Below are 24,904 nucleotides of genomic sequence, written 5' to 3' on the forward strand. Positions count from 1 at the left end.
TGCCGGGGCTCAGCTTCCGGTGCAGGTGGCGGTGGTTCCGCCGCCGTTTCCGGTGCCCTGGACTCCGAAACTGGTGGTCTGACCCGCGGCCAGCCGTCCGTTGTACTGCTCGTTCGTGACGGTGACGGTGCCGCTCCTGCCGCTGGCGACGCCGTTCCAGACGTTGCTGACCGATACGCCGCTCGGCAGGTTGAGGGTGACTCGCCAGCCGTTGAGCGCGGTGGCGCCTGCGGTGACGGTGACGTTTGCGACGAAGCCGCCGTTCCACTGGTCCTGGACGGTGTAGACCGCGGTGCAGGAGCGGGTCCCGCCGGTGGGCGGCGGAGTGGTAGGCGGTGACGTGGTGGGCGGCGGCGTGGTAGGTGGTGGAGTCGTGGGCGGCGGAGTGGTGGGCGGCGGCGTCGTGGGCGGCGGAGTGGTGGGTGGTGGAGTGGTGGGTGGCGGCGTCGTGGGTGGCGGGGTGGTGGGTGGCGGCGTGGTGGACGGCGCACCGCCGTCGAGCGTCAGCTTCCAGCCGTCAAGCATGCCCGGGTAGGAGGCGACGTTTTCGATCCGTAGCTTCCAGGTGCCGCGCGCCGGTTTGCTGGACAGGTCGGCGATGAAGACTTCGCGGGAGTGTGCCCGATACGACCCGACGAGGCTTTGCTTGAGCAGGAATGCCTGTCCGTCCGGCGCGATGAGGGAGAGCCGGAGGTCTCGGTTGTACTGGTGACTGATGTTGGTTTCGATGTAGCTGGTGCTCGACGGTGCCCGGCCGCAGTCGGCCACGGTGATCGGTGATTCGATCGTGCCGGACTCCGGGATCCGCATGTCGGCGGTGGCGATCCCGCCGCAGGCCGGCGGCGGCAGGTCGGCGCCGGCCAGGTTCAGCGTCCACGAGTCGAGGAAGCCGGTGCCCTGGTACATGTTGTCGCTGACGTAGAGCTGCCAGGTGCCGTTCGCCGGCTCCGACGACAGGTCGTTGGTGAGCGTGTAGTCGACGCGGGTGCTCCCGCCGCCGGTGTGATCCAGCAGGTAGTACCAGGTGCCGCCGGGTGAGATCAGGCGTACGTCGAGTTCGCTGATGTTGGCATGGGAGATGTGCACCTCGATCGTGCTGTTGCGGGCGGCGGCGCCGGGACAGCCGGTGATGGTGATCGGGGCGTACAGGTTCTGGCCCTCGCTGATCACCCGGTCGGTGCCGTCCGAGGCGACGCAGCCGGGCGGGTTGCTGATGCGCAACTGGTACGCCACCGGCCGGATCGCGCTGGTGCCGGTGCCGATCACCGAGATGGTGTAGCTGCCGGCCAGCATCGTCGACGCGGTACTGATCGTGAGCGTGCTACTGCCGTTCGAGGCGATGCTCGCCGGTTGGAGGGTGGCCGTGACGCCGTCGGGCACGCCGCTGACCGCCAGCGAGACCGGCTGGGCGGCGCCCCGGGTGACGGTGGCGGCGATCGTGGTCGTGACGGTGCCACCGGGTGTGACGGTGCCCTCGGCCGGGGTGGCGGTCAGGGTGAAGTCGTCGGCCGGGACGGTGGCGCTGACGTGGAGCAGCCGGTTCGGTGAGCCGATACCGGCGTCGGTCACCACGCCGGGCGTGCTGTCGGCCAGGAGCGCCTGGGTCACCTGCGCCGGGGTGTAGGTGGGGTTGTTGGCGAGGATGAGCGCGGCGGCTCCGGCGACGTGTGGGGCGGCCATCGACGTTCCGGAGGCCGTGCGGGTGGCGGTGTCACTGCCGATGTACGCCGACGGGATGTCGACACCCGGCGCGAACAGGTCGACACAGCTACCGATGTTGGAGAAGGCGGCGCGTGCGTCGTTGGGGCCGGTGGCGGCCACGGTGATCGCCTCGGGGACGGAGGCCGGGGTGCTCGTGCACGCGTCGGCGCCGTTCTCGTTGCCCGCCGACACCGCGTAGGTGACGCCGTCGGCGATCGACCGTTGCACGGCATCGACCATGGGCTGGTACGCCACGCCGCCGAGGCTCATGTTCGCCACCGCCAGTTCCCCGGGGTCGTGGTCGCCGGTCACCCAGTCGACCCCGGCGATCACCTGCGCGGTGGTGCCCCGGCCGGTGCAGTTGAACACGCGTACGGCCACCAGTTGCACGTTCTTGGCCACCCCGTAGGTGGCGCCGCCGACCGTGCCGGCCACGTGGGTGCCGTGGCCGTGGCAGTCGTTGGCCTCGGCGTCGTTGTCGACGAAGTCCCAGCCGGTCACGGCCCGTCCGCCGAAATCGGTGTGGGTCGCGTTGATGCCGGAGTCGATGACGTACGCCCGGACGGCCGGTGAGACCCGGGGGTAGCTGAACGAGTTGTCAAGCGGCAGCGTGCGCTGGTCGATCCGGTCCAGGCCCCAGGACGGGGTGGGGCTCTGCACGTCCGACACGGAGACCGAGTGGTTCTGCGTCACCGACGCCACGGCCGGGTTGGCCGCGAGCCGGCGGGCACTGCGCTCGGAGAGCCGGGCCTCGAAGCCGCGCAGGGCGTGCCGGTAGACCCGGCCGACCTCGCCGCTCTGCCCTAACGCGAGAGTACGGGCGGTGGTGTCCACTGCGGAGGCGCGCACCGCGGAATCCCGCAACACGACGATGTAGGAGCCGGCCACGGCGGTCGGGCCGCCGGCGGCGAGGATCTCGCCCTCGGCCGGGGCGGCGCTTGCGGGCAGGGTGGAGGCGGCGAAGGTCAGTACGGTCGCTGCGGCGACGATGGCGGGGAGCAGGGAGCGCCTGCGCGGTCCTGCCGGTGTCATGTCTACCTCCCCTGACGAGGGCCACGCGCCCGGAGCCGGACGCGTGGGATCGCCCGCGCTCAGCCGCGAACGACCACCGGAGACGTTGGTCGGCTGGCCCCGGTCTGAGAGGTGGTGACCCTTCGGTCGACTGCGGCTCAGCCGGGAAAGAAATGACCTACGTCGATATCACAATCCTTCATGATTGTTTCGCTGTCAACAAAAGTCTCAGTGGGTGAGGCCGACGAGGACGTGTCGGGCAATGCGGGAGGCAGGTCCGGCTCGATGAGGTGATGCAGCAGGTGCAGCGGCGCGGCGACGATCCCGGCCCCGGCCAGCGCCCGCACGTACGCCGTCGCGGTCGAGTCGTCCACCAGACCGTGCACCAGCGGCAGCTCCGGATCGGCCGCCCACAGCAGCGATTCCAATCGGCAGGAGGCGATCGTCGCGGGCAGCCCGAGCACGGTGCCGGTCACCGGCACCGGCGGTAGGTCTGCTGGTATGTCGCGCCTGGTCTCGCCGACGTGCAGCAGTCCACCGCCGACCACCAGGATGTCGCGGTCGCGACGCATCCGGGTCAGCGCCAGGCCGGTGTCCAACGCGGGCGGGAACGAGTCGTCCACCACGATGGTGCCGGGTGCCAGCCGGTCGACCTCGATCGGGTCGGTGGCCGCGCTGGTGGCGGCGATGACCACCTCCGCCGCGTAGCCGGCCGCCGCCATCTGCGGCGTCGACGGGCAGCTCTCGATGCTGCCCGCGAAGCCGTCGGCCCGCAGTCGCGCGGCGTGCTCGGCCAGCCTCGGGGCGGCGGCCGGGATGTCGCAGAGCACCAGCCGCGCGGGACGTTCCGCTCCGGCCAGCAGCAGCCGCAGCGCGGCGAACCCGATCGAGCCGAGACCCACCACGGCGAGAGTGCGGCCGGCAAGGCGCCGTCCGGTGGCGGCCAGCGCGGCCTGCACCGTGCGGACGACGGAGACGACGGTGACGGCGTGGCCGGTGGTCACCGCGACCCCGCTGCGGGTACGCCGCAGCACGCCGAGACCGTAGCCGGTGCGGGCGGGAATCATGCCGGCCAGCGACACGCAGCGGGCACCGAGGCGGGCGGCCAGGTCGACCGCCTCGGCCGCCTCGGCGGCGAGGGCGTCCCCGGCGGCGGTCAGCTCGTCGGCGAACCGGGGCAGACAGACGAAGCCGGAGACGCCAAGCGGGGTGTGCAACTCCTCAAGCAGACGTGCCCGGCCGTCGGGAAAGAGCAGCTCGCGTAGCTGTTCCCGGGGCACGCTGCCGGCAGGTGATCCGGCGATCGCGGCGAGCTGCGCCGGTGGCGGTAGGTAGCCGACGATGGCTGCGGCCAACCCGGTTCGCCGGGTAGCAGCAGCCGAGTCCGCCGGTGCGGTGCGGTTGGTTGCTGCGGCGGTGAGGTCGGCGCGTAGCCAGTCGGCGATCCGAACCAACTCGGCTGAACTCACCGCGTCGGGGGCGCCGCGCAGGGTCACCCGCAGCCCGTCCGGGCCGGGCCGGGCGGTCAGGAACAGGTCGGTGCCGAGCGGCGGCGCGGCCAGCTCGCTTGCGGCGTCCCAGTCGAGGCTGAGCTGCTCGGCGTGGTCCGGCGGCGACGACGATGCGGCGAGGGCCGCGAAGTCCAGGAAGCTGAAGAAGAACTGGGCGCCGAGGGGCGTGCCGGCTGGCCCGGTGGGCACTGCCGCCGCGATGGACGGCGGGTCGTCGTGCCGGCGGGCGGCGGCGACCTCGGTCGCCACGTGGGCGAGCTGTGCGGCGAAGTCGGCCGAGCCGACCAGCCGCAGCGGCAGCATCGCGGCGCAGGGTCCGAAGACCCGGTGCAGGTCCGGCAGCGGATGGTCCCGGCCGGTCACCGCCAGGCCGAAGACCAGGTCGTCCTGGCCGGTGAACCGGGCCACCGCCCGGTGGTACGCGGTCAGCACCGGGGCGTACAGGGTGGACGCCGCCTCGGTGGCCAGTCGGCGCAGCCCGTCGAGCACGACCCTGTCCAGGGTGAAACCGCAGACCGGGCCAGCCGTACCGGCCGCGTCGGCTGCGGTGGGGCGGGCGGCGAGCAGCGGTGGCCGGTACGGGGTGGCGAAGCGTCCACTCCACCAGGTGTGGGCGGTCGGCTCGGGCGGGCCGGCGGCGCGACCGGCAAGCAGTGCGACGTACTCCCGGAAGTGGATGCGCAGCGGAGGCAGGTCACCGGGCAGGTCCGCGACCAGCCGGTGATAGACCGCCAGCAGTTCCTGGCCGAACAGGGCGGCGCTGTAGCCGTCGCCGATCAGGTGGTGGGCATGCACCAGCAGGATGTGATCGTCCGGCGCGAACGCCAACAGCCGCAGTCGCAGCAGCGGCCAGGCCCACGGCTCGAAGGGGCGGTGGCGTTCCTCGGCGACCAGGGCGGCGACCTCGGCGGAGTCGGTCACGGTCTGGTAGCCGACCGGTAGCCGCAACGACGCGGGCAGTTCCTGCTGGACCGGGGGACGAGCCCCGGCGGGGAACACGGTACGCAGCATCGGGTGCCGAACGACCAGCAGGTCGACGGCACGCTGGAAGACGTCGCGGCGCAGCTGGCCGCGCAGTCGCAGCCGGGCCAGCCAGGCGGTGCCGGCGCCTGCGGCGATGGCGTCGGCGAGCAGGAAACCACGCTGGGTGGCGGTCACCGGGTACGGTCCGCCCGGATCGCCGTGCGCCGCCGCAGCGCCGTCCACGTCCGGGCCGGCGACCCGACTCGTACCGGCGGCGCTGCGGTCCGTGCCGGCGGTGCTGCGGCCGGAGCTGCGGGCCGTGGCTGCGGCGGCGTCGATCTCGGCGGCGAGCGCCCGCAGCGTGCGGTGCTGGTAGCTGACGGTCGGGCTCGGCATGGCCGGGAACTGGTGCTGTGCGCGGGCAAAGACCTCCAGCACCAGGATGGAGTCGCCGCCGAGGGCGAAGAAGTCGTCGTCGGGGGCGACCGTCGGCAGGTCGAGCAGTTCGGCCCAGATCCGGGCCAGTCTCGTCTCGGTCCCGGTGTCTGCGCCGGCACCGGCCGCCGTGCCACCGGGTGCCGGCAGCTGCTCCGCAGCGGCGGGCGCCGGCTGCTCTGGAGCGGCGGACGCCGGAAGGTGTTCCGGAGCGGCGGACGCTGGGGCCTGCTCCGGATCGGCGGACGTCGAAAGGTGCTCCGGATCGGCGGCGGGTGGGAGGCCGCCGAGGGCGCGGAGGCGGTCCCGGTCGACCTTTCCGGTGGGGGTCAGCGGGAGGCTGTCCAGCAGGTGGATCCGGGCCGGGACCAGCTGCGCGGGCAGCCGGTCGGCGAGAAACTCCCGCAGCTGCGACGCGGTCGGCGCGGTTTCCGGTACGGGGGCGACGAAGGCGTGCAGTCGCGGGTGCGGCTCGGCCTGGTGCAACACGGTCGCGGCGGCCACCGCCGGATGGGTACGCAGCACCGCCTCGATCTCGCCCGGCTCCAGCCGATAGCCGTGGATCTTCACCTGGTCGTCGAGTCGGCCGAGGAATTCCAGGCAGCCGTCCGGGCCGACCCGGCCCCGGTCGCCGCTGCGGTAGTACCGCTCGCCGTCGTGGTGCCCGAAGGCGGCGGCGGTCAGCTCGGGCTCGCCGAGGTATGCGGGCGTGAGGCCGACGCCGCCGATCAGCAGTTCACCGGCCTGGCCGGGCGGGCAGGGGTGCCCGTCGGGGTCGACGACACGTACCCGCGCCCCGCCGACCGGTCGACCGATCGGCAGCCGGCGTACCGCGTCGTCGGGCCGGCGGTCGATCAGCTGCCAGCTGGCGTTGATCGTGGCCTCGGTCGGACCGTACAGGTTGGTGATCGAGCAGCCGTCGCCGAACAGGTCGAACCAGCGCCGCACCGGCACCGGCGACAATTCCTCCCCGCCGACGTGCACCCAGCGCAGGGCGCTGAGATCCGGTGGTACGCCGTCGCGTACCGCCCGGTCCTCGGCGGCCCGCAGAATCCGCTCCCACAGGGTGGGCACCGAACTCCACACGGTGAGCCGGTCCCGTTCCATCCGGGACAGCAGCGCCTGCGGGTCACGCAGCACCGACCGGCCGAAGGTGACCACGGTGGCACCGACGAGCAAGGGTGCCAGGATCTGCCGGACCGAGGCGTCGAAGCAGATCGACGAGGTCTGGGCCAGCCGGTCGCCGGGCCGGTAACCGAACGTGTCGATCGCCCAGTCGAGATAGTTGACCATCGACCGGTGGGTGATCGGTACCCCCTTCGGCCGTCCCGTCGACCCGGACGTGAAGATCACGTACGCGGTGTCGTCCGGCGCGGCGACGATCGCCGGCACCTGGACGGGCACCTGCTCCGCCGGCACCGTGACCGGCCGGTGCTCCGGGTCCGAGCCGAGACGGACCGGGCGGACCGCACCGGTCAGCCGCGCCACCGTGGCCGCACAGTCCTCGTCGTACAGCACCACCTGGGCCCCGACCCGGCGCAGTTGCTCGTCGAGGCGGGCCGGGGGATGGGCGGCGTCCAGCGGCACCCAGGCGGCACCGGCGCGCAGGATCCCGACCACCGCGACGACCGACCCGGGTCCGGGCGCGGTGAGCATCCCGACGTGCTGGCCCGGGCGTACGCCGTGGGCGGCGAGCAGCGCCGCCACCCGGTCGGCGGCCCGGTCCAGGTCCCGGTAGGTGGTCGACCGCTCGCCGTCGCTCACCGCCACCGCGTCCGGGGTACGCCGGCAGACCGCCCGGATCCGCGCGTTGACATCCACTGCGCCGGCCAGCGGGCGGAGCGGTTCGAGCGGTCCCGGCCGCTGCTCCGCGACGTCCACCGGCCGAGGCGCGGCGGCGTCGGATGGGCGGTCGGCGGCGAGATCGACAAGTTCCCGGTGGTGCTCGGCGGCGAGCCGGGCCACTGTCCCGGGTCGGAACAGTCGCAACGGAAAGTTCCAGGACAGCCGCAGTGTCGGGCCCGACTCCCACCAGAGCAGGCTGAGCTGGGTGGCCGCCGAACCCGAGCCGGCCGCCGTCGGGACGACCCGCACCGGGGCGTCCGGGTCCGTGGTGACCGGGAAGCGGGCGAAGCTGAACCCGGCCGGGCTGGCGGTACGCGGACCGTCGCCGCTCGGCCGCAGCAGCCGAGCCAGGTCGAGGCTGGACACCGAGCCGTGCCGCTGGGCGGTGGTCCAGGACTGCCGGAGCCGGTCGGCCAGCCGGGCGGCGGGCTCGGCTGGATCCACCTCGACCAGCAGCGGCAGGGTGTCGGCGAAGGGCCCGACGATCCGCTCGATGCCGGGCAGCCGGGCGTCACGACCGGCCCGCGCCACGCTCACCGGCACCCGCAGCTGCCCGCTCCACCGTGCCAGGCACCGGACGTAGCCGGCGAGGAGCAGGTGAAACAGCGAGACGCCGGCCTCGGCGGCCCGCTGCCGCAACCGGCCGACCAGCTCCTCGTCCAATTCGTCCAGGTGCCGCAGGTACGGCGGCGCGGGCAGACTCGCCGGGTCGCCGTCGTACGGCAACCGCAGCCGCCACCCGGGATCGGCCAGCCGCTGCCGCCAGTACGCCAGGTCCGCCTCGGTCGGCGGGGCGGCACCGAGGGCGTACTCGGCGAAGCCGGGGCCGGCGGGCGCGGGCGCCACCTGGCGACCTCGCGCCAGCGCGGTGTAGTCCGCCCAGAGTTCCTCGCTGAGCTGGTTGAGGCTGGCACCGTCTCCGGCCGCGTGGTGCAGCACCAGGAGCAGGTGAGACCGGTCGGCATCCTCCCGGGCGAGCACCGCACGCAGCGGCGGTTGCCGGGTCAGGTCCACCGGCGTGTTGCAGAGCCGTTCCTCCAGTTCGGGGAGGGGGTTGGTGAGCGGCTGCACCTCGTACGCGATGGCGGCCCCGGCGGCGGACGGTGGGCGGACCAGCTGACGTGGGGTGCCGGCGCCGGCACCCGGCACGAACCGGACCCGCAGCATCGGATGGCGGTCGGCGAGACCGGCCAGGGCCCGGCCGAGCAGGTCGGCGTCGAGCGGCCCGGTGACGGTCTGCCGGACGAAGGCGTAGCTGGCCACGGTCGGGTGCAGCCGTTCGTTGACGTACCAGGCCCGCTGCACCGGGGTGAGCGGGAAGGGTTCCCCGTGGGTGATCGGCGCCACCGCCTGCGGTGTCGTCGGCGGCGCGGCCTGCGGAACCGGCGGCACCCCGCCGCCGGGCGGCACCGCACCGCCGTCCGGCGGCGGCGCGGCATCGGCCTGCGTCAGGTGGGCGGCGAGCGTGGCGACGGTGGTGTACTCGAAGAACAGGGTCACCGGCAGCTGCCGACCGAGTTCGTCCTCCAGTCGTTTGACCAGGTCCACCGCGGCCAGCGAATCCAGCCCGAGGGCGAGGAACGAGACGTCGTCGGCGATCTCCTCGCTCGGCCGGTGCAGCGGCTCGGCGAGCAGCCGGCGCAGCAACCGGGCCAGCTCCGCCGCCTCCGGCCGACCCACTGCTGGCCGACCCGTCTCCGGTTGATCCGACACCGGGTGCCCGGCGGTCGAGCCGACCGTTGCCATGGCGGCCGAGCCGGCGGCCGAGCCGATGGTTGCCCTGGCGTCCGGCACAGCGAGCGGACCGGCGGTGGCCGGGGCAGCGGTCCGGACGGTACGTGCCCGATGCGCCGTCAGGTCCGCGACGACCAGGTGGGCGGCGTCGACCTCACGGGCGAGCCAGAGGGCACGCAGCGCGTCCCGGACGGTCAACCCACCGCTGGCACCGCTGCGGGCGGCCATGCCACGGTCGGTGATCGCGCCGAAGCCGACCGCCTGGACGGGCTGGCCGGCGGCCCGCTGCGCGGCGGCGAAGGCGTCGAGGAACGCGTTGCCGGCCGCGTAGTCGCCGATCGCACCGGCCATCCCGGGCAGCACCGCGCTGACCGAGGAGAAGCCCACAAGCGCCGCCCGGTGCTGGCCCCACCGTCGCAGCGCCTGCGCCAGCAGGTGGCTGCCGCGTACCTTGGGCGCGAGCACCGCCAGGATGTCCGGGACGGACTTCGCCGCCAGGGTGCCGATCCGCACCGTCCCGGCGGCGTGCCAGACGGTGTCCACCCGGGACAGCTCGGCGAACAGCGCATCGACGTCGGCCGGCACGGTCACGTCGCAACGCCGGTACGTCGCGTCGGCGCCCGCCGCGATCAGCTCCGGCAGAAGGCCGTCCGGGGCGCGCTCCGACCGACCGGCCAGCAACAGGGTGGGCCGGCCCCGGCGGGCGAGCGTACGGGCCAACTCGGCACCGATCCCGCCGCCGCCTCCCACGATCACGTGCACACCGTCGTCAGTGGACGAATGCGACGACGGCGATGGGGCGGGCGCACCGGCACCGGAGAAGTCTGTGGGATCGGCCGCCGGGACCAGGTGCCGCGCCAGCCGGCGCCCGGCCCGCCAGGCCACCCCGGTCGCGGTGGTTACCTCGGTGCGGCTGTCTCCGGCCGTGGGGTCGTCGTCGAGTCGCAGGTCGGACAGCTCCCGGCACACCGACTCCACCCGGACCGCCAACTCGTCGCGGCCAGACAGATCGATCACCCGGGTACGCAGGCCGGGGCGTTCGTCAGCGAGGGCCCAGCAGAGTCCGGTGAGCACCGCCTGCACCGGCCGGTGCCGCTCCGACGCCCCGGTGACCTGCACGTCCTCGGTGAGCACCAGCAGCCGGCCGAGCCGCCCGTCCGGCTCGTCGAGCAGGGTCCGCAGGGCGCGTACCTGCCCGGTGACGGCGGCGTCGAGGGCCGCCACGTCCGGCGGGTCGACCGCCGGCCCGGCGAGCAGCACGGTCACCTCCGGCGGCGCGAGGTCGTCGGCCGCTCCGGGCGTGACGTGCCCGGCGTCGGGGTGCCCGGACGGCTGCACCGTGACGCCGCGTGCGGTGAGCGTGGCGGCGAGCCGGGCGGCCAGGTCACCGTCGACGCCGGGTCCACACAGCCGGATCCGGGCCGGCAGTTCGTCGCCGAGCACCGGCGCGTCCCGCCAGGCGATCCGGTGCAGCGGTACGGTCCGAGGTGCCGGCGACGGCGGGTAGGACCGCCGCTGGAACGGGTACGTCGGCACCGGCACCCGCCGCCGACCGGCGTACAGGGCGGCCCGGTCCAGCGGTCCACCGAGGGTCCACAAGCGTCCCACCGCCGCCAGCAGCGCCCCGGTCGCGGCACCCGGTTCGGCGGCCAGCAACGGCAGCACGCGCACCGGACCGGCGTCGCACCGGCCGCCGGTACCCAGGTCGAGGACGACGTCGTACGCCCCGTCGGGCATCGACCGGGGCGGGGCAGGCAACCGTGGCCCGGTCGTCGCGGCGCGTCGGACCGCCTCGGCCGGGTCCAGTTCACCGCGTACGGCGGCTGCGGTCAGTGCGCCGACGCCGGAGCCGAGCAGCCCGTCCGGACGTACCCCCCAGGCGGTGAGTTGGCCGGCCAGGGCGACGCCGACGGCGACCGCCACCGCTGCCGCGACCTGCGGTTCGGCGGCCGAATCGGTCAGGCACCAGGTGTGCAGCGGGCGTCCCGCCACCGGCGTGGCGGCGACCTCGGCCAGCAGGTTGCGGAAGACCGGCAGCCGGTCGTGCAGGTCGCGCACGGCAGCCGCGGGCAGCGTCGTGCCGTCGTCCGGGAAGACGAGCACGGTCCTCGGTCGCCGGCCGACCGGTGCCTCGCCGAGGGTGTCGGCGGCGGCGTCGAGCCGGTCGGCGAGGTCCCCGTCGGCGACCACGGCCAGCCGGTGCGGCCCGTCGTCCCGGGCGGTACCCGCGCTGGCGCAGACGTCGGCCTCGGCGAGTTCCGGGTGGGTACGCAGGTACGCGGCGAGGTCCCGGGCCGCCCGGCGCAGCGCGGCGGGCGAGTACGCGCTGAGCGTGGCCAGTTGGCAACCGGAGCCGTGCAGGTCGGCCGCGACCCGCGTCGGGCGTGCCTGCGGTGCCTCGCGCAGCACCGCGTGCGCATTCGTCCCGCCGAAGCCGAACCCGTTGATGCCGGCGAGCAGCGGGCCGGCGGCGGTCCACGGCCGCCCCTCGGTGACCACCGCGAAGCCGGCCGCGGCGAGGTCGAAGCGGGCGGCCGGACGGGTGTGGTGCAGCGAGGGCGGCAGGTACCGGTGCCGCAGCGCCAGCACCACCTTGACCAGCGCGGGCAGCCCGGCCGAGTTGAGCAGGTGGCCGAGGTTCGTCTTCACCGAGCCCAGCCCGCGCGGCACCCCGTCGGCCGGCGGCGGGTACGCCGTGGCCAGCGACCGGACCTCCACCGGGTCACCAATTTCGGTGCCGGTGCCGTGCGCCTCCACGTACGACACCTGCGCCGGGTCCACCCCGGCGTCCCGGTACGCCCGCGCGATCACCTCCCACTGCCGGTGTGGGTTCGGCGCGAGCAGGCTCAGCGAACGTCCGTCGTTGCCGACGGCGGTCCCGGCGACGACGGCCAGCACCGGGTCGGCGTCGGTGTGCGCGTCGTCGACGCGGCGCAGCACCAGCGCGGCGCCGCCCTCGCCGGGGACGAAGCCGTCGGCGGCGGCGTCGAAGGCGCGGCACCGACCGGTGGGGGAGAGCGCCTCGGCGGCGGCGAGCACCCGGTACCCGGTCTCGGTGAGGTTGAGGTTCACCCCGCCGACCACCGCGACGTCGCACTCCCCGGCGGCCAGGCTGCCGGCGGCCAGGTGCAGCGCGACAAGCGCCGACGAGCAGGCGGTGTCCACCGCCACCGCCGGCCCGGTCAGGTCCAGGGCCTGCGCCAACCGGGCCGGGATCAGGTTCCGCAGGTTCCCGACAAGTGCCGCCGCCCGATCGACAGCCGTCCCGCCGGCGGCCAGCAACTCGGGGTAGGCGCTCTCGCCGACGGCGGCGAAGACGCCGATCCGGTGACCGTGCCGGCGGGGTCCGGCGTATCCGGCGCGTTCCAGGGCCTCGTACCCGATCTCCGCGAAGAGCCGGGCGTGCGGGTCGGTGAGCCGGGCCTCCTGTTCGGTGAGCCCGAAGAACCCGGCATCGAAGAGCATCGGGTCGGTCAGGAAGGAACCCCACTGTGGGCCGTGCGCGGTCGGGGCCCAGCGGTGGGCGGGGACCGGGGTGACGGCGTCGACGCCGTCGACCAGCTGCTGCCAGAACTCCTCAGGGGTGTCCGCGCCCGGGAACCGGCAGGCCAAACCGATCACCGCGACACCCGCCCGGTCGACGTCGGTGGTGCTGCGGGTCGGCTGCGGTCCCGCCACCGGACCCGGGTCGCCGAGCGGTCCGGCGGCGAGCCGGTCGGCGAGCGTCGTGACGGTGGGGCAGTCCCGCAGGTCCGCCGGATTCAAGGCGGTGCCCAGGGCGTCCTCCAACCCGGCGAGCACCTCCATCGCCTTCAGCGAGGACCCGCCGATGCTCAGGAAGCGGTCGTCCGGGCCGATCGTGGCCGGCGGCCGGTCCAGTACCCGGGCCCAGACCTCGCGGATCAGCCCTTCGAGTTCCGGCCGGGACCGCCCGGCCGCGCCCGGCGGCAGCCGGGGTACGGCGACCGGCGCACGGTGGACCGGCGGGCACCAGCGCCGCTCCCGGTCGGCGAAGTCGCCGGTCAGATACCGCTCGCGCATCCGGCGTCGGCGCAGCTTTCCGCTTGTGGTCCGGGCGAACGCGCCGGGCGGCAGCGGCAGCACCCGGACGTTGTCGTGGCCGCTTGCCTCGGCGACCCGTCCCCGCACCGCGGCGAGGACGTCTGCCGCGTCGGCCGGTGGGCGGGCCCACGGCACGAACACCACGATCCGCTCACCGCCGGAGGCCGGGTCGGTCGCGCCGACCACCACGGCCAGGTCGCCCGGCAGGCCGGGGGTGGCGACGGCCACCGTCTCCAGGTCCGCGGCGTGGAAGGTCCGGCCGTTGACGAAGACCACGTCCTTGGCCCGGCCGGTGACACAGAGCCGCCCGTCGCGCAGGAAACCCAGATCGCCGGTACGCAGCCAGCCGGCCACGAAGGTGTCCCGGCTGGCCTGCGGCGCCCGGTGATAGCCGCGCGCCACGTTCGGGCCGCGTACCTCGATCTGGCCGACCCGCAGCTCGGGCAGGGGCCGGCCGTGCTCGTCGACCACGCGCAGCGCGCAGCCGGTCACCGGGCGGCCCAGGTCCATCAGCTCGACCGCGTGCTCACCGGGCATCGTGGACGCCGCCCGGCCCCGGCTCAACTCGGCGCGGTCGAGCACCAGCGGGACGGCCACCTCACCTTGCGGTGTGAAGGTCACCGCGAGGGTCGCCTCGGCGAGCCCGTACACCGGTCGCAGCGCGGCCGGGTCGAGCCCGGCCGGTCGGGTGTGGGCCAGGAAGGACCGCCACACCGTCGCCGAGATCGGCTCGGCACCCACCACCACGCACCGCACCGCACTCAGGTCGAGCTTGGCGAGGGTTCCGGCCGGCACCCGGCGTACTGCCAGGGCCAGCGCGAAGTTCGCCGCCGACAGCAGGGTGGCCCGATGCCGGTGGGCGGTGGTGAACCAGAGCGCCGGGCGCTTGGCGAACGCCAGCGGGCCGATGCGTACCTGCTTGAGGCCGACCGCGAGTGGGGTCAGATGGGTGCCGATCAGTCCCATGTCGTGGAAGTACGGCATCCAGGTCACCAGCACGTCGTCCGGGCGCGCACCGCTGGCCACTCTGGCCTGCTCCAGGTTCGCCAGCACGTTGTCGTGGGTCAGCTCCACCCCGCGGGGCGCGCCGGTGCTGCCGGAGGAGAACTGGAGGAAGGCGACGTCGTCCCCGGCCGGCGTCGGCAGCTGCGGCGGTGCGGTCCCGGTGCGCAGCGCGGCCAGCCGCAGCACCGGCGCGGGTAGGCCGTCCGTCACCGGGGCGGTGGCGTCGTCGGTCACCACCACCGCGTCGGGAAGACTGTCGCGCACCGCCCGTACCCGATGCGGCTCGGGCGGCAACGGCACCGGCACCAGCCCGGCGGCGAGCGCACCCCAGAACATCGGCTGGAAGTCGTGGCCGGCGTCGGCGAGCAGCAGCGCGGGCGTGCCCGGCGGCACCCCGGCGGCCCGGTAGCCACCGGCCACCCGCAGCGACTCGTCGCGCAGCTGCTGGAAGGTCACCGTACGCTCGGTGCCGTCCTCCGCGACGTGCACGATGACCTGGTCAGGCGACCGGTCGGCGGCACCGAGGAGTACGTCGAGCAGACCTCGGCGGGCACCCGGCCCAGTCGCAATCGGCACGGCAGGATGCTAGTGGTCCGCTCGGCCCGATCGGTAACCCGTATCGGCTCGGACACCCTGCTCACCTGCGTGATCAGTCCCGCGTCGGGTCGTCGGTGCCGGCCCGGCCGAGTCGCGCGAGCCGGCTCCGGGCGTCGTCGGCGGCGGGATCCCCCAGGTCGTCGTAGATCAACGCGGCCAGGCGCCAGGCCGCCGTGGCGGCGGCGGTGTTGCCCATCACGGCCCGGGTGTCGCCGAGCCGGACCAGGGTCTCCGCCTGGTGGTAGCGGTCGGCGGAGGCCCGGAACAGCTCGACGGACCGCTCGTAGCAGGAGACGGCCCGGTCGTGCTCGCCCAGCCCGTGGTACGCGAAGCCGAGACTGTCCAACGTCGCCGCCTGGCCGTTGTGGTCGTCGATCAGCTGCTGCTGGGCCAGCGCCTCCGTGCAGTCGGCGATGGCCTGCCGGTGGTCGCCCTGCACGGCGTGGATGAAACCGATCGCGTTCAGCGTCCGGCCCTCGCCCGCCCGGTTGCCGGCCAGCCGGTACAGCCGCAGCGCCTCCCGGGCGTGCGTCAACGCCTCGTCCCGCTGGCCGAGAACGAAACAGTGCTCGGTGTAGTTGTGCAGGGTCTGCGCCAGCCCGGCCGGGTCGTCGAGTTGCTCGTACAGCTTGATCGCCCGCTGGAGGCGCTCACCGGCGGTGTCGTACTCGCCCAGCCGGTAGGCGGCCCGGCCGAGCAGCCGGTTGGCCGTGGCCTGCGCTTCCAGGTCGCCGAGGCGTTCGGCCGATTCGAGCGCGGCCTGCTGGGCCACGAGCTGGTCCTGCCAGAGCCCCCGGGGCGCGAGGAAGGTGGTCAGCGCCCAGGCGAGCTGCCAGGCGTACCCGTCGAAGCCGGTCGCGGTGGCCTGCCGGATCACCCGCAGCAGCACGAGACGTTCCGCCGCGAACCAGGCCAGCGCGGCATCCTGGTCGGCCATCGGTACGTGCGCGTTGTCGGCGCGGGCCGGCACCACGGTGACCGGTGACCACTGGGGCTGCACCAGCCGGCCGGCCGGATACGCGCTGTGCAGGTAGTGGTCGTAGAGGCGGTGCAGGGCCTCGTGCCGCTCGTCGGCGTGCCCGGCTTCCTGGGCCAGCTCGGCCGCGTAGGAGCGCAGCAGGTCATGCAGGGCGTACCGGTCGGGTTGGTGCTCGGTCAGCAGGTGCGACCGGGTCAGTTCGTTGAGGACCGGGGTGAGCGCGGCCCGTGGCCGGCCGAGCAGCGCGGCGGCGGCGGATCCGCTCAGCTCGGGCCCCGGATGCAGGCCGAGCAGGCGGAACAGGCGCGCCGCGTCCGGGCTCAGCGCCGCGTACGACCAGGAGAAGACCCGCCGCACGTCGCCGTCGGCCAGGATCTCCAACCGGGTCTCCGGCGCACGCAGCTCGGCGGCGATCGCATCGAGCGGGAAGCGGGGTCTGGTGGCCACCCGCGCGGCCACGATCGACAGGGCGAGCGGAAGGCGACCGGCTGCCTCGATCATCTCGGTCACGGCGGCCGGCTCGGCGTCGAGGCGGTCGCCGATCCGGCCGCGCAGCAGGTGCGTCGACTCGGCGTCGGTAAGCACGTCGAGCGCGAGCAGTCGGGCACCCTCGGCGGCGACCAGGCTGCTGAGCTGGTCCCGGCTGGTCACCACGACGACGCACCGGCCGGCGCCCGGCAACAGCGGCCGTACCTGGCCGGCGTCGCGGGCGTTGTCGAGCACGATGAGCATCTCGCGGTTGGCCAGCAGGCTGCGGTAGAGACCGGTCCGGGCGTCCGTGCTGCTCGGCATGCGGGCCAGCGGCACGTCCAGCGCCTCGAGGAAACCGAGCAGGGCGTCGGCCGGGGAGACCGCCTCGCCGTCGTCGTACCCGCGCAGGTTGACGTAAAGCTGCCCATCCGGGAAGCGATCCGCCACCCGGTGTGCCCAGTGCAGCGCCAGCGCGGTCTTGCCGACGCCGGCCATCCCGCAGATCGCGGTGATGACCACGTTGCGTGGCCTGCTCGCCACCGCTTCCACTGCGGCGTCGAGGCGGTCGAGCTGCGCCTGCCGGCCGACGAAGTCGGGCGTGGCAAGCGGTAGCTGGGCCGGGCGGGTGCGGCCCCGGCCGGTCGTCCGATTGTCGGAACGCGGCACCGGCCCGGCGGGGACGGAACGGTGGTGCAGGATGTCGTCGTGCAGGCGGGTCAGCTCGGGTCCCGGGTCCATCCCGGTCTCCTCGGCGAGTACCTGCCGGGCCTGCCGGAAGGCCGCCGCCGCCCCAGCCACGTCACCGCTGTGATAGAGACCCGTCATCAGCTGCGCCCACGCCCGCTGCCGTAGCGGATGCCGTTCGAGCAGGCCGCGCAGCCTGGGGATCACCTGCGCGTACGCGCCGAGCGCGAGCTTCGCGGCGGCATGCTCCTCCTCGGCCAGCAGCCGCCGTTCGGTGACCTGCTCGGCCCAGCGGGACAGCGGCCTGGGCAGCGGCAGTCCGGCCAGCGCGGGGCCACGCCACAGGGCCAGCGCCTCGGCCAGCTCGGCCTCGGCCAGCGCGGGATCGCCCTGGGCCAGAGCGTCGCGTCCGCGGGTGGCTGCGGTGTCGAACCGGTCGAGGTCGCGCTCGTCCGGCTCCACTCGCAACAGGTAGCCCCCGGCGGTGGTGACGATCCGCCCGTCATGGTCGAGGGCCTGCCGCAGTCCGCGCACGTAGGTGCGGATGTTGGCCCCGGCCGACGCCGGTGGCTGGTCGCCCCAGAGCGCGTTGACCAGCTCGTCGGTGCATACCGCCTCGCCGGGGCGGGCCAGCAGCAGCGCGAGCAGCAGCCGTTGTTTCACCGAACCGAGTTCGACCGCACGGCCGTCCCGGGACACCGACAACGGGCCGAGGAGATCGAAGCGGAGCAGCATCAGTCACCCCAACCGACGGCCGAAGACAATTCACTTTGTACGCCGATTGTGCGCGGTTGATACGCGGGCAACCGTACCATCGGCAGCCGGGTCGGCGATCTTCCCGAATAACCACTTTCGGGGGGTTCGGGCGTTAGCGATCCACTTCACGGGGGGCGTGTGAACACGCGCAGGTCGGCGTACTGGTCTGGACCGTCGGCGTCGGGATGGCCGACGGCCCGGACCAGCACGCCGACTGGCTACCTCGGGCCCGGAGGCTGCGCTGCGTCCGCCGGCCCGCCGTCGTCCGCCGTCCGGGACGGAAAGAGCACAAGCGCGGCAGTCCAGTCGCGGACCGACCGACCCGCCAGCAACAGCCCCGCGGCCAGCAGGTAGAGGCCGGCCGAGATGGGCCACCAGTGCCCCACCCCGTCGCGCAGGAAGAGACTGGCCAGCAGGAGCAGCACCGCGAGCACACCGACGAGTACCGCGAGGAACGCCGCCGCCCGGACCGCCAGGTAGCCGCCGTGCCAGACCCGGTGACCGAGCAGCGCCAGGAGCGGTAACCCGACCCCGGCGATCACGCCCTCCCAGACGTTACCGTCCACGGCGGAGCTGATCAGCAGCACCGCGACGGTCACCGCCGCCGGGGCAGCCAGGGCGAGGGCCGCCGGCACCGCCCAGGGCCGCCGACGCGGCTCGCTGGGCAGGCCCGGCACGGGAACGCCAGCGCGCCCGTAGAGCGGCCAGATGGCCAGCGGAACGGTCGTCTCGACCCAGCGGTGCAGCTTGACCAGGGGCCACCGGTGGTCCTGATCGTCACCAAGCGGCACCAGGTGTGGCGTCCAGTCGGGGTCGAACCAGACCACCGCCTGAAGGTGGGACGCCCGGATCGTCGTGTTGGAGGGGCGCGGCAGCGGCTGGTACGGCGGCAGTTCGCGCGGGAAGACCGCCGACAGTTCGGCCCGGAACCGTTCGTACCGCTGGCCGTCGCCGGTGACGAGCACGACCAGCCGATCGGCCAGGCCGCGCTCGACGACCTGTTCGGTCTCCCACCGGATCGCCTCGCCCGGCGAGGCGACAAGCAGCACGAGCTGGGCCCGGTCCAGACCTGCCAGCACCCGGGACCGCCACTCGTCGTCCCCGGCGTAGTCGCGTCCCGCGCCGACCTGCGGCAGTGTGTCGCGCGGACTGCCGAGGGCCACCAGCCGGCCGAAGGTGGCCGTGGCGTTACCGAGCTGCTGCTCCTCCGTGGTGAGGTCCGCCGCCCAGGGGCCGCGCAGATCCCCACCCTGCACCCGCGCCAGGCCCGCGTCCTCGTCGAAGGACCGCAGCAACAGCACGATCGGCTCTGCCTCGGCGAGATCGGTGAGCGGATCCATCAGCCGGGCGCGATGTCGGGATCCGTGCCGGTAGGCCCAGCGTCCGAAACCCAGCAGCACGAACATCAGCACAACGGCCACCAGGGGATGGATCGGTGCGACGCTGCGGCTGCCGCCGGAGCGCAGTGCCGCGTAGCCGATCCCGCCGAAGGTCGTGCCGAGGACGAGCGCGATCAGGCCGGTCGTCTTGAGCGCCAGGCCCCAGTGTGGACGTTGCCGGATCGAGGCGGGCGGGCGAGGCGGCTGGGCCATCGCGCCTCCTGTCAGTGCCGCACCGACGGGCCCCGAAAGTGTACGCGGGAAAGTTTTGGTCGGCTTGCCCGTCGCCGGTGAACCAGCACCCGTTCAGCGCCGTCATGAGGGCGTGCAACTGCTGCGTACGTTCGCGGACCTCGTGCGTCCGCTGCCAGGCCGATGGAGGGCTTGATGACACTGAGCACCGTTTCGTCCCCGATCCGGCGGGCCTTCACGAGCACGAGAGTCGCGCTCCTCACCGTCGTGGTGCTCGCGCTCGGCCTGATCGTGGTCATGTCGAGCAGCTCGGACGCCGTCGCCGGGGAGCGGGTGACGTTCGTCAACGCGACCGGTGAGACGCTCTGGGTCGGTGCCGGGGAGAGCGGAGACGGCTCGCGCCCGATCACCGGCCTGCCCGTCCTGCGGCCCGGTGAGTCGAAGACCATCGTCATCCCCGACGACGGTCATCCGGGCCATTGGCGCGGGCGGTTCTTCGCCCGGCAACGCTGTAGCGGCGAGCCGGGCAGCACCTTCAGCTGCGTGGTGGGGGACTGCGGTCCCTTCCCGGACCGCTGTGAGCGGGGCGCGGAGCCGGTGAGCCTGGCCGAGTTCAACTTCGACCAGCACAACCCGGCGGCTCCCTGGTACAACGTCAGCTACGTCGATGCCCTGTCGGTGACGATCACGATCGACGCACCCGGTGGTGCCAATCCGCTGGCCGGCAGCTGTGTCCGGTGGGACTGTTCGGGCGGGCAGCTGCTCGCCGCCTGCCCCGAGGCACACGCCGTACGCGATCCGGGTCGCGGTGACCGGGTGAACTGCGTCAACCCCAACCGGGACGCGGAGAGCGCCTACACCGCCGCCCTGCGCCCCTTCGGCGCTCGGGCCTACCTGTGGTCCACGCACGACAAGGTTCCCGGCAACGAAACCGTCTTCGCCTGCCCCGGCTGCGCGGACTTCGTGGTGACCTTCCGCAACGGCGGCGCCTCGGCGCCCCGGCCCGCCGACCAGCCCGTCGCCGACCGGCCCGACCCGCAGCCAGGCGGCGGCTTCGCCCTGCGCGGGTACGTGAACAAGTGCGTCGACGTGCCCGGTGGCGTCTCGGCCGACGGTGCCCAGTTGCAGCTCTGGAAGTGCAACGGCACGCCGGCACAGCGGTTCGCGCGGGGACCCAACGGCTCGCTGGTGGCGCTCGACAAGTGCATGGACGTCGCCTGGGCGTCGCGGGACAACGGGGCCAAGGTGCAGCTCGCGCACTGCAACGGCGGCCCGGCGCAGGTCTGGGTCGTCGAGCGGGAGATGGTGCGGAACCCGCATTCGGGCAAGTGCCTCGACGTACGCGACCGCAACCGCGGCAACGGCGCCCCGTTGCAGATCTGGCAGTGCGCGCCCGGACAGGACAACCAGACCTGGCGTACGGTCGGCCGCTGACGAGCCGGGGCGGACCGAACAGGGCGCGCAATGGCCGGCCCGGCGGTGGCCGGGAGGGCCGCCGCGCCGCATCAGGTGGCACGAGACGGAAGGATGCGAATGAAGTCAGGTGGTCCGGAGCGGGCGGCGACGCCCTGGTGGGCGGTGGCGTTACTGCTGGCGGCCCTGTTCGGGGCGCTCACTCCGGCGACAGCGGCGACGGCGGCGCCCGGCGACACCGGCAAGTACTACGTCGTCGGTCCGCCGGTCAACGGCCAGCGCGAGTACCTGTACAGCATCGCCCTGACCACCCTCGGAAACGGCAACCGGTTCCGCGAGATCATCGAACTCAACCGGGGGCGGGCACAGCCCGACGGGGCCACCTTCACCGACGGCGTCGAACTCGCACCCGGCTGGGTCCTCGTGTTGCCCCGCGACGCCGACGGGCCGGGCGTGCGTACCGGCCCGCTCCCGGCCATCGCACCGCCGACCCCCCGGCCGTCGCCGCGTACCGTGGCGCCAGCGACGGCGGCACCGACACCGAGCACGGCACCGACACCGAGCATGGCGCCGCCCACCTCCGCCGCCCCGACGCCGCCCGCGTCGCCGAGCCCGGTCAGCTCGGACCCGGCGGCCGGTGGTTCGGCCCCGGCCGTGGCCGAACCGCCGGCGCGCTCCGAGCCCTCCGGGCCGGGCCTGCTCACTCCCGGAGTGGTCCGGATCGGCGCGGGCGTGCTCGCGGTGGTGTTCGCAGTCGTCGCGCTGCTGGTGCTGCCCCGGCGGGTGCACCAACTGCGCTCGGCGACTCTCGACGACGGGCCATGGCCGCCGGAACGACACCACACGCCGACCCCGGCCGAACGTGCGGCCCGCGCGGCGGCCACCCCGCCACCACCTCCGCCGGCCCCGGGCGAGCCACCGCCGCAGCCGTCGGCGGAACTACGGACGGCGGAGCATCCGCAGCTGCGGCTGGCGGAGCCGGCTCAGGTCGCTGCGCCGTCCATGCCACCACCCGAATGGCCGCCCCGCACCGGCACCTCACCGACCCGGGTACCGTCCGGGCCGCCGCCGCAGGCGCCACCGGACGGCGGGGTGGGCACAGAACCGGCTGCGGAGGTCGGCGATCCGCCCCGGCCCGCGTTGCCGGCCGACGGCGACGTGCCGTACGTCCGGGTGGACGCTCGCACCGAGGTCGGTCCGATCCTGGTCCGCCTGGCCGGCGTGACCACCGGACCGACCACGCCCGCGTACGCCTGGCTCGCCGACGACGAGCCGGTGCCGGCGGCGGCGGTGCCGTTGATGCTGGGCCGGAAGGGACCGTGGCGGCTCCACGTCGACCTCGGCCGGGCACCCGACGTCTTCACCCTGGTCGGCGAGATGGCCGAGTGCCGACGGCTGGCCGCCGCGTACGCCCGGCAGCTGCACGCGGACGGGATCGAGGTCGCCGTCCTCGGTGATGCACTGGGCGCCGAGATCTTCGAGGGCTGTCGGAGCCTGACCCGGCTCCCCGAGCCGGGCGACGGCGGCGCCGACCCGTACGTCGTGATCACGGCGGGCCTGCCCGAGGGCCTGGCCGCCGGGATACGCGAACTCGCTGCCGGCGGTCGCTGCGTGCCGATGGTGATCGGTCGGGTCGCCGACGGCCGCTGGTCGGTTCAGCTCGGTGCCGGTGCCGGTGCCGGTGCCGGTGCCGGTGGCGGTGCCGGTGGCGGTGCCGGTGGCGGTGCCGGTGGCGGTGCCGGTGGCGGTGCCTGATGCCGGGGCACGACGGTCGACAGCGGTCCCTTCTCCGGTTCGGGTACCCGCTGCCAGGCCCCCGCCTCGGCGCGGTACGCCCGACACACCCGCACCCGCCGGTAGGAGCGGCTACTGAGGATCAGCTCCACCTGGGCGGCGCGCAGCGGTTCCGCCCGGGAGCGGAGCCGGCGCAGCGGGGCGAGCAGGTCCGCCGTTGACGTGACGTCGATGGCCCGGTCCCTCGGCACCCGCAGCTCCAGCAGCAGCCGGCCCGGCCGGACCGCCGGCTGCCGGCGGTAGAGCCGCAGCCAGTGGCGGGGCAGGCGGACATGGTCCGCCGGCAGCAGGGCGTACGCCCGCCGGGAGCCGAAGCTCGGCCAGCGCCGTACGTCGTTGGGCAGACCGGCGATCGACCGGCCGGGTGCGGAACGGATCTGCAACGGCTCGTCGGCGCACTCGCCGGCCGGGGTCAGCTGGCCGGCCCGGTCGACGTCGAAGGTGTCCACCGCGCAGATCCGGTCCAGGCGCGCCGCCGGCAGGAGGTACGCCTCGCGGAGACCACGCAGGTGTTGCAGGCGGGCGGGTAGACGGGCCCGGAGCACCGCCATCGGGATCGCGCCGCCGGCCCCCACCCGGACCCGCAACAGCCGACCAGCATCCGGCACCGATCGGGGATCCAGGAACGCCAACAGGAACAGCTCGGCGCTGGGCAGGCCGTCGGCGACCGACCGGGCGTCGACAGGCGAGGCGACGAACGCCTCGAACGGCTCCGCGTTGACCTGCTGCCCGGCGGACAGCCACGGCGGACCGTACGCCGCCGCGCGGCGCTCCTCGGTGGTAAGCGCGGGACGGGGCAGCGGCGTCTCCGGAACGGCGGCCGACTGCCGCGACCGCTCCCCGACCCCCGTGTCCGGCTCGGCCGTGTCCGGCTCGGCCGGTTCGGGCTTAGCCGGTTGCGGCTTGGCCGGCTCCGGCTCGGGCTCGGGCTCCGGCTCGGGCTCGGGCTCGGGTTCGGTCGGCTCTGGCTCGGTCGGCTCAGTGGCCTGCTTCGTCGCCTCCGGCCGGGCAGTGTCTGGCGCCAGCTCGCCTGTCGGCGCCGGATCGGCCGGTTGCGGCTTGGCCGGCTCGGGTTCGGTCGGCTCGGGTTCGGTCGGCTCTGGCTTGGTGGGTTCGGGTTCGGCCGGTTGGGGCTCGGGTGGGTTCGGGCCGCTCGCCGTGATGCTGGGCCGGGCCGACGCCGGTAGGAGCAGGCCGTCCGGGGTGGTTCGCAGTGCCGGCGGCGCGGCGGCGAACCGGGGCCGATGCGCCTGCCACCCGGCCGGCCGACCCGCGTAGTCGAGGGCGCGCAGGTCCTTGCGGCCGTCGACCAGCTCCGCGCTGCCGCCCGGCGGTGGTGTCCAGACGGTGGCACCGGTCGTCTCGGCCAGCTCGCGTGCCTGGTTAACGAGGCTCTGCTGCTCGTCCGGGTCGGACGGCCAGGTCAGCCAGAGCCGCAGGTCGATGCCGTAGAGGGGCAGGTCACCCAGGAGGGCGGCCAGCTGGCCGCCGCTGTACACCCGCTGCGTGCCGCCGTAGTCGCCGACCAGGAAGCCACCGGCCCGAGCGGTGACCGCGACGGTCACCAGCCCGTCCGAGGCCGAGCTGAGCCGGTGCGCGGTGGCCCGCCGGGTGACGAAGTCGGCCCGGGTGGCGAGGACGACACCGCCGCGCAGCGGCAGACCCACCACGCCCCGGCGGGGGCGGACCAGACCACGCTCCACGGTGAACCAGCCGGGCAGCGGGGTGGCCAATTCGGGTGGCTGGATCACGACCCAGTCCCGGGCCCGGCGGGTGCGACGGTCCAGCGGCACCGCGTGCAGTGGCCCGTTCCCGCCCTGCCGGTCGTGGTGCCGGATCTCCGCGCCGTCGGGAGTCACCAGGACGTCGTGCGCGAGCAGCCCGGCGACCTCGCTGAACAACTCACTGTGTCGGGTGCCGTCGGCGGTGAGGATCCGTACGTCGTTGGCGTCCTCGCCGGAGCGTCGGACCAGGTCGGCGATGACCCGTGCGGTGACCGGCCGGTCCGGTTTCAGCGGCAGGACCAGGCCGCCGCGCGTCCCGGGCTCCAGCCACAGGTCGAACAGTCCGGTGATGCGCCGGTGCCGGCGGGGATCGAAGCGGCGAGTTGCCGGTGCCTTGCCGACGTCCCCGTCCCTCGTCGTGGGCCTGGCGTACATGCGCTTTCACCACCGTCCGCTCGGTTGCCGGCCGTGGCGGCCCGTGACCCGCCGCATCATCTGGTCCCGTGGCCCGTACGTCTTCACGACGAAGATCATCGGGTTCTGGTTCAGATGAATTCGAATGATCTGGCACTTGGATTGAACGTACCCGGCCCAAATCCGCTGTAGAGGGTGTCGGCCGCGCTGATCGGCCGAAGGCTACTGAAGGAG

7 protein-coding genes are annotated in these 24,904 nt (G+C 74.2%); 2 read left to right on the forward strand and 5 right to left on the reverse strand.

Annotation, left to right across the window (positions count from 1 at the left end):
- Positions 1 to 9 precede the first annotated feature (9 nt).
- The 4 genes from QQG74_RS14150 to QQG74_RS14165 all read right to left on the reverse strand — a co-directional run bounded on the left by QQG74_RS14150 (position 10) and on the right by QQG74_RS14165 (position 19,346).
- Entirely contained in the window at positions 10 to 2,733 is a 2,724-nt protein-coding gene (locus tag QQG74_RS14150; RefSeq protein ID WP_341720740.1) for a S8 family serine peptidase, read from the reverse strand.
- Between the two features lie 137 nt (positions 2,734 to 2,870).
- Entirely contained in the window at positions 2,871 to 14,843 is an 11,973-nt protein-coding gene (locus QQG74_RS14155) for an amino acid adenylation domain-containing protein (RefSeq protein WP_341720741.1), read from the reverse strand.
- Positions 14,844 to 14,916: 73 nt separating this feature from the next.
- A complete protein-coding gene (locus QQG74_RS14160; RefSeq protein WP_341720742.1) occupies positions 14,917 to 17,733 on the reverse strand; it encodes a BTAD domain-containing putative transcriptional regulator in 2,817 nt (938 codons plus the stop codon).
- Between the two features lie 239 nt (positions 17,734 to 17,972).
- A complete protein-coding gene (locus tag QQG74_RS14165; protein ID WP_341720743.1) occupies positions 17,973 to 19,346 on the reverse strand; it encodes a hypothetical protein in 1,374 nt (457 codons plus the stop codon).
- A gap of 174 nt (positions 19,347 to 19,520) precedes the next feature.
- Here QQG74_RS14165 and QQG74_RS14170 point away from each other — a divergent pair, with 174 nt between their 5' ends.
- Together QQG74_RS14170 and QQG74_RS14175 are read left to right on the forward strand one after the other, a co-directional pair.
- Complete coding sequence (locus tag QQG74_RS14170; RefSeq protein ID WP_341720744.1) at positions 19,521 to 20,759, forward strand: ricin-type beta-trefoil lectin domain protein; 1,239 nt, start codon at positions 19,521 to 19,523, stop codon at positions 20,757 to 20,759.
- 99 nt (positions 20,760 to 20,858) lie between these two features.
- Complete coding sequence (locus tag QQG74_RS14175; protein ID WP_341720745.1) at positions 20,859 to 22,493, forward strand: hypothetical protein; 1,635 nt, start codon at positions 20,859 to 20,861, stop codon at positions 22,491 to 22,493.
- On the opposite strand, the gene QQG74_RS14180 is transcribed toward QQG74_RS14175, so the two are convergent.
- Positions 22,394 to 24,691: a hypothetical protein gene (locus QQG74_RS14180; RefSeq protein ID WP_341720746.1), complete on the reverse strand. Its 2,298-nt coding sequence runs from the start codon at positions 24,689 to 24,691 to the stop codon at positions 22,394 to 22,396. The genes QQG74_RS14175 and QQG74_RS14180 overlap by 100 nt on opposite strands.
- Between the last annotated feature and the right edge of the window lie 213 nt (positions 24,692 to 24,904).

Source organism: Micromonospora sp. FIMYZ51, assembly GCF_038246755.1.
Classification (GTDB): Bacteria; Actinomycetota; Actinomycetes; order Mycobacteriales; family Micromonosporaceae; genus Micromonospora.

Coding starts and splice junctions, on each gene's coding strand:
- QQG74_RS14165 (WP_341720743.1), bottom strand. CDS start 19,346: ATGGCCCAGCCGCCTCGCCCGCCCGCCTCGATCCGGCAACGTCCACAC.
- QQG74_RS14180 (WP_341720746.1), bottom strand. CDS start 24,691: ATGTACGCCAGGCCCACGACGAGGGACGGGGACGTCGGCAAGGCACCG.
- QQG74_RS14170 (WP_341720744.1), top strand. CDS start 19,521: ATGACACTGAGCACCGTTTCGTCCCCGATCCGGCGGGCCTTCACGAGC.
- QQG74_RS14160 (WP_341720742.1), bottom strand. CDS start 17,733: ATGCTGCTCCGCTTCGATCTCCTCGGCCCGTTGTCGGTGTCCCGGGAC.
- QQG74_RS14175 (WP_341720745.1), top strand. CDS start 20,859: ATGAAGTCAGGTGGTCCGGAGCGGGCGGCGACGCCCTGGTGGGCGGTG.
- QQG74_RS14150 (WP_341720740.1), bottom strand. CDS start 2,733: ATGACACCGGCAGGACCGCGCAGGCGCTCCCTGCTCCCCGCCATCGTC.